A 12,771-nucleotide genomic window follows, 5' to 3' on the forward strand; every position below is an offset into this window, starting at 1 on the left:
GCCCACCGGTTTCCCAACGGAATGTCCCGGATGAACCTGCGCGACCTGAAGTACCTGGTGGCCCTGGCCGACCACAAGCATTTCGGCCATGCGGCGGCGGCCTGCTTCGTCAGCCAGCCCACCCTGTCCACCCAGATCAAGAAGCTGGAGGACGAACTGGGCGTGCCGCTGGTCGAACGCGCGCCGCGCAAGGTCATGCTGACCCCGGCCGGACGCGACGCCGCCGAGCGCGCGCGCCGGATCGTGGCGGAAGTGGAGCAGATGAAGGAAGCCGCGCGGCGCAGCCAGGATCCGGAAGCCGGCACGGTGCGGCTGGGCATTTTCCCGACCCTCGGCCCCTATCTGCTGCCGCACGTGGTGCCGCGCATCCGCGCGCGCTTCCCGCAACTGGAGCTGCTGCTGGTCGAGGAGAAGAGCGACGTGCTGCTGTCGCGCCTGCGCGAAGGCAAGCTCGATGCCGGCCTGCTCGCGCTGCCGCTGCAGGATGATCAGCTGCACACCGAATTCCTGTTCGAGGAACCGTTCCTGCTCGCGGTCCCCGAAGCGCACCCGCTGGCCTCACGCGATTCGCTGTCGCTGGGCGAACTGTCCAACCAGCAGTTGCTGCTGCTGGAGGACGGCCACTGCCTGCGCGAACAGGCGCTGGACGTCTGCCGGATCTCCGGCGCCAACGAGAAATCCGAGTTCCGCGCGACCAGCCTGGAAACGCTGCGGCAGATGGTGGCGGCGAACGTGGGCATCACCCTGTTGCCCACGCTGGCGGTCAAGCCGCCGGTGGCGCGTTCGGACAACATCCACCTGCTCGGCTTCAGCGATTCGCATCCCAGCCGCCGGATCGCGCTGGTCTGGCGTCGCAGTTCCGCGATGGCCGGATTCCTGCAGGAGCTGGCCAAGGTATTCCGCGAACTGCCGGCATCGCTGTTCGATCCGGCTGTCGACGTGAACATGCCCGCAACGCGCGCCGGCCAGTTGTCCGCCAGTCGCGCCGGCTGAACGCTCCCGGCTTGAACCCGGACGGGCAACCGGCTACGGTAAGCCAACAAACCAAACCCGGATGGGCGGCGCGGAAACGCGGCGCCCATTTCCTTGTTGCACACCTGAAAAAGAGGACCCCATGAGTACTGCGCATACCAGCGGCCTGCCGCCTTCGTTGATCATTTCCAGCCGCGATTTCAACCGGCTGGAAGCCCTGCTCGATTCCCCCGCCCTGCGCCGGCTGCCGGCCGCGGTGGCCCTGATGAACGAACTCAACCGCGCCGAAGTGCTGCCTCCGGAACAGGTTCCGGAAGGCGTCGTCACGATGCACTCCACCATCGACTGCGTCGATGAGCTGACCGGCGAGGATCACAACCTGACCCTGGTCTATCCGAACGAAGCCAATGTCGACAAGGGCTACGTCTCGGTGCTGGCACCGGTCGGCAGCGCCCTGCTGGGTCTGTCGGTGGGCCAGACCATCGACTGGCAGGCACCCGGCGGCCGCCACCTGCGCCTGCGGGTCACCGGCATTCGCTACCAGCCCGAAGCAAACGGCGAATTCCATCGTTGAACGCTGAACTGGCGGGCGGCGCGAGGCATACTGTGCCTCCCCTCTCGCCGTCCATGAGTGTTGCGATGAACTCCCCCGTTTCCCCGTCCAAGCTGGCCCAGTTGCGTGAACTCTCCGTCGTGGTCGCCGACACCGGCGACTACGAGGCGATCAAGCGGCTCAAGCCGGTGGATTGCACCACCAACCCCACGCTGGTGAAGAAGGCGCTCGACCTGCCGATCTACGCCGAACTCATCGAGCGCGAACTCGGCTGGGCGCGTGGCCAGGACGGCGACCGCGCCGCGATCGTCAATGAAGTCGCCGATCGCCTGACGGTCGGTGTCGGCGCCATGCTCAGCGCGCTGATCCCCGGCCGCGTGTCGACCGAGGTCGATGCCGATCTGGCTTACGACACCGCCGCGACCGTGGCCAAGGCGCGCAAGTTCGTCGCCATGTACGCCGAGCGTGGCATCGGCCGCGACCGCATCCTGATCAAGGTGGCCTCCACCTGGGAAGGCGTCGAGGCCGCGCGCCAGCTGCAGGCCGAAGGCATCGACTGCAACCTGACCCTGATCTTCAATCAGGCGCAGGCCATCGCCTGCGCCGAGGCCGGCGCGTTCCTGATTTCCCCGTTCGTCGGTCGCATCCTCGACTGGTACGTCGCCAACGGGCAGGCGCCCGTGGACATCGATGCCGATCCCGGCGTGGTGTTCGTGCGCGGCGTGTATGCCGAATTCAAGCGCCGCGGCTCGCCGACCGTGGTGATGGGCGCCTCGTTCCGCTCCACCGCGCAGATCGAAGCGCTGGCCGGCTGCGATCGCCTGACCATTTCACCGGATCTGCTGGAGAAGCTGGATCAGGATCACGGCGAACTGCCGCGCAAGCTCGCGCCGGTCGCGGCCGAGCCGGTGACCGCCGCGCCGATCACCGCGGAAAGTTTCGCGGCGGCGATCGAAGCCGACCCGATGGCCAAGGAAAAACTCGCCACCGGCATCGAGATCTTCGCCAAGGATCTGGTCGCCCTGCGCGACACCATCGCCCTGCGCCTGGCCGAAGCCACCGCTTGAACCTGCGAGTCCTGCTGATTCTCGGACTGCTGGCCGGCGTCGCCGGCTGGTGGTTCTCGGATTTCCGGCGTGGCCATCGCGCTCCGGCGGCGGCGGCGGATCTGCGTCCCGACTGTCCGTTGCCCGCGCGGGTGGGCGCGGGCGAGGAGCCGTTGCAGACGGATGTGCCCGATGGCCTGCGTCCGTTTGCCCTGAGCGCGGCGACGCTGACGCCATTGGCCGGTTTCAGCGTCGATGCGCGCGTGCTGTCCCGCGAGGAGTACCGCAGCGGGCGCGAATCGGATCTCTCGCCGCTTGACCTGGCGCTGGGCTGGCGGCGGATGGCGGAAGATGCCGTGCTCGACGGCCTGAGCATCAGCCAGGGCTCGCGCTGGTACCACTACCGATGGAGCGATCAGCCACCGCTGGATCCGGTGGAAATCGCGCACAGCAGCGCCAACATGCACATGATTCCCGGCTCCGACGAAGTGGCGCGGGCGCTGGCCGCCATCCGCAGGGATGATCGGGTGCGCATCGACGGCTGGCTGGTCGAGGCGCAGGCGCCGGATGGCTGGCGCTGGCGCAGTTCCACTTCGCGCACCGACAGCGGCAGCGGCGCCTGCGAAGTGGTCTACGTGTGTGCGGTGACGCGGCTGTGATTCCCCGTCAGCGCGCGCTCCCGTGGGAGCGAAGGCAGCATCGCCGCGCCCCATGCCTCAGGCCGCGAGGCGGCATGAACCCGGGCGCGTTGTCGCCCTTGCCTTGAAAGCAGCGGTCTGATTCATCGCGACCGAGTCGCTCCCGCAGGACTCCGCGTGCGGACTGCCTGGCCTGTCAGGCATCCAGGCCAATCGCGCAGCTCACGCCGGTGCCGCCAAGACCGCAGTAGCCGTTCGGATTCTTCGCCAGGTATTGCTGGTGGTAGTCCTCGGCGTAGTAGAACTCCGGCGCCGGATACAGGATCTCGGTGGTGATGTCGCCGTAGCCGGCGGCGCGCAGGCGCTGCTGGTAGGCGTCGCGGCTGGCGAGCGCGGCGTCGTACTGCGCCTGCGAGTGGCACAGGATCGCCGAGCGGTACTGGGTGCCGAGATCGTTGCCCTGGCGCATGCCCTGGGTGGGATCGTGGTTTTCCCAGAACACCCGCAGCAGTTCCTCGAAATCAATCCGCTTCGGGTCGTAGATCACCCGCACCACTTCATTGTGTCCGGTCAGGCCCGAGCACACTTCCTCGTAGGTGGGATTGGGCGTGCCGCCGCCCGCGTAGCCGACCGCCGTCGTGTACACGCCCGGCAGGCTCCAGAACTTGCGTTCCACGCCCCAGAAGCAGCCCATCCCGAATTCGACCTGCAACAGGCCGGTGGCGTCCGCGCGCAGCGGACGGCCATGGACGAAGTGGGTGTTGTTGAGCGGCAGCGGATGCGGGCGGCCGGGCAGGATCTCTTCCGGGCGCGGCATGCGCTGTTTGTGGGCACCGATTCCAAGCATGGGACACCCCGCGGGTGGTGGATGCCACGGATCTGGGCGCTGCGACGGCGCTTTCAAGCGCTACGGACTGTCGCGACGGGCCGGCACCGGTGTAGGCTGCGGCCCTCCCCCGCGGTACCCGCTTGTCCGTCCCTTGGCCGCATATTGAATTGGATCGATATAAACCGATGATTCCCCGCCTTGCCCTGCTCCTGTGCGCCGCTGCCGCGGCGGCCCCGGCGTTCGCCGCCGACACCCGCCCTCCCACCGAATTCAGCGCCGACTGGGACGACCCGCGGACCGCCGAGCCCAAGATCGTCCGGCCGGACATCCGCCACTGCACGGTGGAAATCGTCCGCCACGGCTTCGCCGATTTCGAGCCCTACCGGCAGGCGTTCACGCCGCCGGCCGACTGCCCCGGCCCCTGGCACAAGGTGGTGCTGGACATGGAGGGCGGCGTGAAGGGTCGCCAGTACGACCGCATGGGCCAGATCAGCGTGGGCGGTGTGACCATCCTGCGCACCAGCACGCCCGAGCCGTCGCGCGAAGGCATCCGCTGGCAGGTCGAGAAGGACGTGAGCGCCTATGCGCCGCTGTTCACCCGGGCCCAGCCCGTGGTGATGGAACTGGGCAACCTGGTCAACGAGACCTACACCGGCGTGTTCGACATCCGCGCCACCCTGACCTTCTATCCGGCCGACGCCACCCATGCACCGGCCGTCAGCGCGGAGCACATCGTCCCGCTGGACGGCGCCCATCGGGCCGGTGCGGACATGGTCGGCGGCTTCACCCTGCCGGCGGACGCGACCCGGCTGGTGGCCGAGGTCTATGCCAACGGTTCCGGCGGCGGCTGCGAGGAGTTCTGGTACCTGAGCGTGCCGCGCAAGGAATACTCCTGCCCGAGCGAGTACGGCCCCTACCGCGAACTGCAGGTGCTGATCGACGGCAAGGTCGCCGGCCTGGCGGCACCGTATCCGCACATCTACACCGGCGGCTGGTCCAACCCCTTCCTGTGGTACGCGATTCCGGCGCCGCACACGTTCGATCTGCATCCGCAGCGCTTCGAGCTGACCCCGTTCATCGGCCTGCTCAACGACGGCAAGCCGCACGAACTGCGGGTGCGCGTGGTCGGCCTGGCGCATGACGCCACCGGCTGGACGCTGCTGCCCAACCTGCAGATCTGGCGGGATCCGAAAGGCGCGCGCACCCGTGGCGCGCTGACCTCGCACGTGCTCGGCCAGCCGGCGCGGGAAGACGCCTTCAGCGAGGAAGACGGGCGCACCGTGCTGCGTTCCTCGGGCGCGGGCGAACTGACCCTCGCCGGCTGGGTGGAGACTTCGACGGGCCGGCGCGACATCGAAGTCGCCTATCAGGTCGGCATGCGGAGCCGCCACGACTGGGACAAGGAAGAGTCGGACGATCGGCTGAAAGCCGAATGGACCGACCGCCAGCAGGTGACGATCCGCGCCGCGGGCCAGGCCCCGCAGGTCGAGGAACGCGCGCTGGCCTTCAGCCTGGACGGCGGCATCCGCACCGTGCCCGAAGCTGGCAACCCGCGCCTGACCACCGATCTGGTCATCCAGGCCAACGCATCGACCCGCCGCCAGCAGGGCGACGCGCCGGCGATCTGGATCCAAGTGGAGAACCGCTTCCAGGGCGAGGCCGGCTACACCCAGAAAGTGCCGCGCGAGCAGCGCCGCGCGACCGGCCATTCCCGCCAGGATTTCCGCATGACCGACAGCGCCGGCAACTGCCAGGCGCACCGGCTGGCGACCGTCAACGGTTACTTCACCGAAGACGACACCACCTGCGTGCGTTGATGCCAACGGCCCGGCACGGCGCCACCGGCGAGCGGCATGAAAGCTTTGCTTTCGCCGCCCCGCCCTCGGTGCCAAGGTGGCAACGCTCGACGAACAACCCATCCGCCCCCTTGGAAAAAGGGGGCGGGCGCAGCGGCTGACGGGGGATTGGCTGCCGGAGCGCGAAAAGCAAATCCCCTTGGCCCCCTTTTTCCGCCTTCAACCGCTAAATGGCTGGTCAAGGGGGAACCCAAGGCGCAGCGTCGCGGCCCCTCAGGCCGGCAGCGGACTTCCTTCCGGCGAATCCTCCGCGGATTCGTCGCCTTCCGGCGGCCGCGCCAGCGGCAACCGGGCCACCACCTCCTGCGCTTCCGGCCAGGCCGGATCCGGCACGCAGACCCGCAGCACGCCGAACAGGGGCAATTCGCCCATGCCGCCCATCAGCGATTCGCCGAACACGAACGCCGGCAGGCCGGCATCCTCCAGCGCGTGCTTGACCAGATGGGCGTCGAACAGGTTGTCGGCCAGATAGACCACTCGCATCGGCAAATCTCCAGCAATCGCCGGCAGGCTACACCTTCCGGCCTTTACGGAGCCTTGCGCATGGCCTCGGTGCCGGGCACGGATTCGGTTTCCAGCGCCCCCGCCTCGCGCCACTCGCGCATCGCCGGCAGCGCGAACAGCGCCTGCATGTAGTCCTGCGCCACGGCGTCCACCGGCACGCCATACCCGTCGAAGCGGATCGCCACCGGTGCGAACATCGCGTCGACGATGCCGAAGCCGCCGCACAGGAAGTCGCCGCCCTGGCCGAAGCGCATGCGCAGTTCCGACCACAGCGCCTGCACCCGGTCGATGTCGCGCTGGGCGGCCTCGTCCCAGCGGTACGCGTCGGGCTGGCGCCGGCTGTTCATCGGCAACTGGGTGCGCAATCCGGCGAATCCCGAGTGCATCTCGGCCGCGGCCACCCGCGCCAGCGCGCGCGCGGTCCGCTCGCGGGGCCAGCCGGCGCCGTCCAGCCAGCGCTCGTTGACGTATTCGCAGATGGCCAGCGAGTCCCACAGGTGAAGCTCCCCGTCCCACAACGCCGGCACCTTGCCGGTCGGGGAGTAGCGCTTGACCTCGGCGAAGAACTCCGGCGTGTCCAGCGGCAGCCGGATCTCGTCGAACTCGACCCCGAACTGGCGCAGGAGCAGCCACGGGCGCAGCGACCAGGACGAGTAGTTCTTGTTGCCGATGATCAGGATGGGACGGCTCATGCACGGCTTCCGGCGGGTGGAAAAGGACGTACAGGATAGGCCGCCGCGACGCGGCCGGGGACGGGAACGGCTAAACTCTCCGTTTGCCCAGAATCGCCCTGCCCCGCATGTCCGAGACCCCCGCCCCCACCGCCGCCACGCCGGAGAACGCCGCCCCCGAAAAGCGGGACTTCATCCGCCAGATCGTGCGCGAGGACCTCGCCAGCGGCCGCCACCATGCCATCAAGACCCGGTTCCCGCCGGAACCCAACGGCTACCTGCACATCGGCCACGCCAAGGCGATCTGCCTGGACTTCGGCATCGCCGCCGAGTTTGGCGGCGTCTGCAACCTGCGCCTGGACGACACCAACCCGGCCAAGGAAGACCCCGAATACGTCGCCGCTATCCAGGACGACGTGCGCTGGCTGGGCTTCGACTGGCATGACCTGCGCCACGCCTCGGACTACTTCGAGGTGTACTACCTGGCCGCCGAGAAGCTGATCCGGCAGGGCGACGCCTTCGTGTGCGACCTGAGCGCCGAACAGGTCCGCGAGTACCGCGGCAGCCTGACCGAGCCGGGCCGCAATTCGCCGTGGCGGGATCGCTCCGTCGAGGAGAACCTGGATCTGTTCCGGCGCATGCGCGCGGGCGAGTTCGCCGACGGCGCGCGCACCCTGCGCGCCAGGATCGACATGGCCAGCGGCAACATCAACCTGCGCGATCCGGCGCTGTACCGGATCAAGCACGTCGAGCACCAGAACACCGGCAACGCCTGGCCGATCTATCCGATGTACGACTACGCGCACTCGCTCGGCGACGCGGTGGAAGGCATCACCCACTCGCTGTGCACGCTGGAGTTCGAGGATCACCGCCCGTTGTACGACTGGTGCGTGGACAAGGTCGATCTGGCGAACCACCCGGAGCTGCTGGCGCCGCTGCTGTCCAAGGGCCTGCCGAGCGAAGCCGGCAAGCCGCGCCAGATCGAATTCTCGCGCCTGAACTTCAACTACCTGGTGATGAGCAAGCGCAAGCTGCATGCCCTGGTCACCGACCGGCTGGTCGACGGCTGGGACGATCCGCGCATGCCGACCCTGCAGGGCATCCGCCGCCGCGGCTACACGCCGTCCGCGCTGCGCCTGATGGTGGACCGCGTGGGCATCAGCAAGCAGAACTCGCTGATCGACTACAGCGTGCTGGAAGGCGCGCTGCGCGATGACCTGGACGCGGCCGCGCCGCGCCGGATGGCGGTGATCGACCCGCTGAAACTGGTCATCACCAACCTGCCGGACAGCCATGGCGAATCGCTGGTGTTCCCGAACCATCCCAAGGACGAGGGCTTCGGCTCGCGCGAAGTGCCGTTCTCCAATCAGCTGTGGATCGAGCGCGAGGACTTCGCCGAAGTCCCGCCCAAGGGCTTCAAGCGGCTGATTCCCGGTGGCGAAGTGCGCCTGCGCGGCGCCGGCATCTTCCGCTGCGATGAAGTGATTAAGGACAACGATGGCCAGGTCATCGAAATCCGCGGCGAGCTGGATCCCGAATCCCGCCCCGGCATGGCCGGCGCCGATCGCAAGATCAAGGGCACCATCCACTGGGTCAGCGCGCGCCATGCGGTCACCGCGGAAATCCGCCTCTACGATCGCCTGTTCACCGTCGCGGATCCGGACGACGAAGCCGACGGCAAGAGCTATCGCGACTATCTGAATCCCGAGTCCCGCCGCACCGTGCAGGGCTACGTGGAACCGGCCGCCGCCGCGGCCAGGCCGGAACAGTCGTTCCAGTTCGAGCGCATCGGCTACTTCGTCGCCGATCGCTACGACCACGCCGCCGACAAGCCGGTGTTCAACCGCAGCGTGACCCTGCGCGACACCTGGGCCAAGGCATGAGCATGCTGTACGCCCAGGTCCACCTGACCCTGCCGGCGTGGGTGCATGACGCCGTCGACGGCGCGGCGGTGTTTCCGGGCGACGAGGACAAGGTCGGCCTGGCGATCGCGCTGTCGCGCCGGAACGTGGAGGCCGACACCGGCGGTCCGTTCGGCGCGGTCGTGTTCGGTCCGGATCACCGGGTGATCGCGATCGGCGTGAACCGGGTGATGCCGCATACATGCTCGCTGGCGCACGCCGAAAACATGGCCTACATGCTGGCGCAGCAGCGCCTGCAGACGCCGCGCCTGAACGAACGCATCGGTCCGGTCACCCTGGCGACATCCTCGCAACCGTGCTGCCAGTGCTATGGCGCCACCGTCTGGGCCGGCATCGACCGCCTGCTGATCGGAGCGCGCGCCGAGGACGTGATGGAACTGACCGAGTTCGACGAAGGCCCGCTGCCGGCCGACTGGATCGGCGAGCTGAACAAGCGCGGCATCGAGGTGGTGCGCGATCTGCGCCGCGACGACGCGCGCGCGGTCCTGAAGCACTACGGCGAATCCGGTGGCGACAAGTACTGAGGCCATCGCCGTGTCCGCTTGCGGGGCACGCCGATGAGCGGCCTGCTGGGGTTCTGCCGGCAGGGCTTCGAACCCGAGCTCGCCGCGGAGCTGACCGAGCGCGCGGCGTACGCGGGCATCGCCGGTTATGCCCGCGCGCAGCGCAACGACGGCTACGTGGTGTTCGTCAGCGATCAGGGCGACGCGCTGGATCGCGCGCTGCCCTGGCGCGAACTGGTCTTCGCCCGGCAGAAGCTGAAGGTGATCGCCGAACTCCGCGCGCTGGATCCCAGGGACCGCATCGCGCCCATGCTGGCCGCGCTGGAGGGCCAGCGCTTCGGCGATCTGTGGGTGGAACATCCGGATTCCGACGCGGCCAAGCCGCTGGCCGGACTGGCCCGCAGTTTCGGCAACGCGCTGCGCCCGGCGCTGCGCAGGGCCGGCCTGCTGAGCGCGCAGGAGGATCAACGGCTGCCACGCCTGCACGTCGTCTTCGTGCAGGGCGATCATGCGTTCCTCGCCAGCACCCGGCCGCACGACAGTTCGCCGTGGCCGCTGGGCATCCCGCGGTTGAAACTGCTGCCGGACGCGCCCTCGCGCTCGGCGCTGAAGCTGGAAGAAGCCTTCCTGGCGCTGCTGGACGCGGAGGAACGCGCTCGGCTGCTGAAACCCGGCATGACCGCCGCCGATCTGGGCGCCGCGCCCGGAGGCTGGACCTGGGTGCTGACCCGCCAGCACCTGCGCGTCACCAGCGTCGACAACGGTCCGCTGCGCCAGCATGTGCTGGACACCGGGCTGGTCGAACACCTGCGCGCGGACGGTTTCCATTGGAAACCCGCGCAACCGCTCGACTGGATGGTCTGCGACATGGTGGAGCAGCCGCGCCGGGTCGCCGAACGCATGGGCACCTGGTTCCGCGAGGGCTGGTGCCGGCACGCCATCTTCAATCTCAAGCTGCCGATGAAGAAGCGCTGGGACGAGACCCGGCTGTGCCTGGATCTGTTCGCCGAACAGGCCTCGCGTCCGCTCACCGTGCGCGCGCGCCAGCTCTATCACGATCGCGAAGAGATCACAGTATTCGCCACGCCGCGGCATTGACCCCCATTCGGCGCCTGCGGGTTAACATCCCCGCAGTCCATCAAGCACCCCCCCACGGTGCGCAGGAATCCCATGGCCGCCACCTGGATCACCATCGCCGCGTCCTCGCTGCCGGAAATCATCCGCCTGGCCAAACCGCTGTTCACCCGCACGCCGCCCATCGATACCACCCAGGCGCAGCGGCTGGCGATCATCGACGAACAGATCACCGAACTGCAGGCGGCGGCCACCCGCAACGCCGATTCGATCTCGCGGCTGGCCACCGACATGCAGAAGACCATCGAAGTGCTGCAGGTCGGCGCCGACCGCATGGAACGGCAGTTGCACCGGGCCAACCGGCTGGCCGCGATCGCCACCACGGTGGCGATACTGGCCTTTGCCACCGCGCTTTACGCCCTGGGCCGCTGAGGAAGCACCGATGACCGCACGCCATTGCCTGTTCGCCGCCCTCCTGATGTCGGCCGCTTCGACCAGCCTCGCTTCGGAACCCGAATACATCGCCCGCGACTACGTCGGCGATGGCGTGTTCTCGCAGGGCATCGAAGGCCCGGCGGTGGGTCCCGACGGCCACCTGTACCTGGTCAGCTTCGGACGCGACGGCACCATCGGCCGCGTGCGCGCGCAGGCCGACGGCAGCGGCAAGGCCGAACTGTTCGTCGAGCTGCCGGCCGGCAGCACCGGCAACGGCATCCGCTTCACGGCGGACGGCGCGATGTACGTGGCCGACTACAGCGGCCACAACATCCTGCGCATCGACGCCCGGGGTCACGTCGAGGTGTTCGCGCACGAACCGCGCATGCATCAGCCCAACGACATCGCGCTGGCGCCGGACGGACGCCTGTACGCGAGCGATCCCGACTGGAAGAACGGCAGCGGCCAGTTGTGGCGCATTGACCGCGACGGCAGCACCCACCTGCTGGAAACCGGCATGGGCACCACCAATGGCGTCGAGGTGAGCCCGGACGGCAAGCATCTTTACGTCAACGAGAGCGTCCAGCGGAACCTCTGGATGTATGACCTGGACGACAACGGCGGCGTTGCCAACAAGCGCCTGCTGTTGAATTTCCCGGATCACGGCCTGGACGGCATGCGCACCGACGCGGACGGCAACCTGTACATCGCCCGCTACGGCGCCGGCACGGTGGCCATCGTTTCCCCGCAGGGCCGCCCGCTGCGCGAGGTGCGGCTGAAGGGCGAAAAGCCCACCAACGTCGCGTTTGGCGGAGAAGACGGCCGCACCGTCTACGTCACCCTGCAGGACCGCGGCGCGGTGGAAACCTTCCGCAGCGAACGACCGGGCCGCGAACACGGCGGCGCGGCGGCGCGCTGAGCGCCCGCATCGCGTTCTGTGAGCCACTGCGCATGGGGTCTCAGGCGGTGACATGCCTGCATGGCAAGATGCTTCCCTGACCCGGAGCCCCTCCCATGCTGCCCATCGAACTGAAGGATCCCGCCGCGTTCGGCAACGAATTCCTGCGCCTGACCCTGTTGCAGGGGTTCCAGTCACTGACCAAGCGCGATCTGGAACTGTTGATCTTCGTGCTGCTGGAACGCGACGGCGCCATCGATCGGGCGGAATCCAATTTCATCGTCGCCGGCAAGCTGCGGGTCACCCCGGCCAAGGTGCGGGCGCTGCGCCGCGATGGCTATGCGCGCTGGCGCGCGCTGGTGCCGGAAGAACGCGAAGCCGCCCTGCAACGGATCGTCGCCACCGTGCTGACCGAAGCCAACCTGCGCGCCGGGGCAAAGCACGTGAGCGAGCGCAGCCGCAAGGACGGTTTCCTGGCGGTGCGCATCGAGCATCCGGATGATCAGCAGCAGTTCGAGCAGGCCATCCTGGATGTCGGCGCGTTGCCGGTCTACGAGCGCAACCGCGAAGTGGTCGCGGTGCGCTTCGATACCCTGCTGGCGATCGCCGAACGCTGGGGCTTCCTGCAGACCGATCCGGCGCACATCCGCGGCGAACTGAAGAAGCTGGCGCCGACCTCGGAGGAAGTCGCCGAACTGCTGAAGAAGGACATCGGCAAGCTGCGCTGGCAGGACGCGCGCAACGCGCTCAACAGCCTGGGCGCGGATGCCATCGCCAGCACCGCCGAAGGCGGTCTGAAGGCGCTGCTGAAGATCGTGTTTCCGTTCCTGCCCTGATGGGGCACGTGGCGCGGAGCGCGCTCCGCGCCAC

At 68.4% G+C, this 12,771-nt stretch carries 14 protein-coding genes; 11 read left to right on the top strand and 3 right to left on the bottom strand.

Annotated features, from left to right (window positions below; translation table 11 throughout):
* The first annotated feature begins 30 nt into the window (after window positions 1-30).
* The 4 genes from oxyR to ACTHN1_RS07010 all read left to right on the top strand — a co-directional run bounded on the left by oxyR (window position 31) and on the right by ACTHN1_RS07010 (window position 3,230).
* Window positions 31-993, top strand: coding sequence for a DNA-binding transcriptional regulator OxyR (gene oxyR, locus ACTHN1_RS06995; RefSeq protein WP_440470234.1), 963 nt, complete (start codon window positions 31-33; stop codon window positions 991-993).
* A 121-nt stretch (window positions 994-1,114) separates the two neighbouring features.
* Window positions 1,115-1,546, top strand: a complete 432-nt coding sequence (gene rnk / locus ACTHN1_RS07000) for a nucleoside diphosphate kinase regulator (protein WP_440470235.1) — start codon at window positions 1,115-1,117, stop codon at window positions 1,544-1,546.
* A gap of 65 nt (window positions 1,547-1,611) precedes the next feature.
* Window positions 1,612-2,592: a transaldolase gene (locus ACTHN1_RS07005; protein ID WP_440470236.1), complete on the top strand. Its 981-nt coding sequence runs from the start codon at window positions 1,612-1,614 to the stop codon at window positions 2,590-2,592.
* Window positions 2,589-3,230, top strand: coding sequence for a hypothetical protein (locus tag ACTHN1_RS07010; RefSeq protein ID WP_440470237.1), 642 nt, complete (start codon window positions 2,589-2,591; stop codon window positions 3,228-3,230). The genes ACTHN1_RS07005 and ACTHN1_RS07010 overlap by 4 nt, the downstream gene beginning before the upstream one ends.
* A 175-nt stretch (window positions 3,231-3,405) precedes the next feature.
* Here ACTHN1_RS07010 and msrA read toward each other — a convergent pair whose 3' ends face one another.
* Window positions 3,406-4,056: a peptide-methionine (S)-S-oxide reductase MsrA gene (msrA, locus tag ACTHN1_RS07015; RefSeq protein WP_440470238.1), complete on the bottom strand. Its 651-nt coding sequence runs from the start codon at window positions 4,054-4,056 to the stop codon at window positions 3,406-3,408.
* Between the two features lie 167 nt (window positions 4,057-4,223).
* Between msrA and ACTHN1_RS07020 the strand changes: the two genes are divergently transcribed.
* Window positions 4,224-5,855, top strand: coding sequence for a peptide-N4-asparagine amidase (locus tag ACTHN1_RS07020; protein ID WP_440470239.1), 1,632 nt, complete (start codon window positions 4,224-4,226; stop codon window positions 5,853-5,855).
* A 252-nt stretch (window positions 5,856-6,107) separates the two neighbouring features.
* On the opposite strand, the gene ACTHN1_RS07025 is transcribed toward ACTHN1_RS07020, so the two are convergent.
* On the bottom strand, window positions 6,108-6,377 hold the full coding sequence (locus tag ACTHN1_RS07025) for a putative signal transducing protein (protein WP_440470240.1): 270 nt from the start codon (window positions 6,375-6,377) through the stop codon (window positions 6,108-6,110).
* A gap of 44 nt (window positions 6,378-6,421) precedes the next feature.
* Complete coding sequence (locus tag ACTHN1_RS07030; RefSeq protein WP_440470241.1) at window positions 6,422-7,090, bottom strand: glutathione S-transferase family protein; 669 nt, start codon at window positions 7,088-7,090, stop codon at window positions 6,422-6,424.
* A 107-nt stretch (window positions 7,091-7,197) separates the two neighbouring features.
* On the opposite strand from ACTHN1_RS07030, the gene ACTHN1_RS07035 reads away from it, so the two are divergent.
* The 6 genes from ACTHN1_RS07035 (at window position 7,198) to ACTHN1_RS07060 (ending at window position 12,737) form a co-directional block, all read left to right on the top strand.
* Window positions 7,198-8,952 carry a glutamine--tRNA ligase/YqeY domain fusion protein gene (locus ACTHN1_RS07035; RefSeq protein WP_440470242.1) on the top strand — a complete coding sequence of 585 codons (1,755 nt, stop codon included), beginning with the start codon at window positions 7,198-7,200 and terminating at the stop codon, window positions 8,950-8,952.
* A 2-nt stretch (window positions 8,953-8,954) separates the two neighbouring features.
* The gene (locus tag ACTHN1_RS07040; RefSeq protein ID WP_440470321.1) at window positions 8,955-9,515 is read left to right on the top strand and encodes a nucleoside deaminase; all 561 of its coding nucleotides are present in this window, start codon (window positions 8,955-8,957) and stop codon (window positions 9,513-9,515) included.
* Between the two features lie 33 nt (window positions 9,516-9,548).
* Entirely contained in the window at window positions 9,549-10,592 is a 1,044-nt protein-coding gene (gene rlmM / locus ACTHN1_RS07045) for a 23S rRNA (cytidine(2498)-2'-O)-methyltransferase RlmM (RefSeq protein WP_440470243.1), read from the top strand.
* A 72-nt stretch (window positions 10,593-10,664) separates the two neighbouring features.
* Window positions 10,665-11,000 (top strand): hypothetical protein, encoded by a 336-nt coding sequence (locus ACTHN1_RS07050; RefSeq protein WP_440470244.1) that lies wholly within the window; start codon window positions 10,665-10,667, stop codon window positions 10,998-11,000.
* A gap of 10 nt (window positions 11,001-11,010) precedes the next feature.
* Window positions 11,011-11,922, top strand: coding sequence for an SMP-30/gluconolactonase/LRE family protein (locus ACTHN1_RS07055; RefSeq protein ID WP_440470245.1), 912 nt, complete (start codon window positions 11,011-11,013; stop codon window positions 11,920-11,922).
* Window positions 11,923-12,017: 95 nt separating this feature from the next.
* On the top strand, window positions 12,018-12,737 hold the full coding sequence (locus tag ACTHN1_RS07060; protein WP_440470246.1) for a hypothetical protein: 720 nt from the start codon (window positions 12,018-12,020) through the stop codon (window positions 12,735-12,737).
* Window positions 12,738-12,771 lie beyond the last annotated feature (34 nt).

This window comes from Pseudoxanthomonas sp. (genome assembly GCF_051953815.1).
Classification (GTDB): Bacteria; Pseudomonadota; Gammaproteobacteria; order Xanthomonadales; family Xanthomonadaceae; genus Pseudoxanthomonas_A.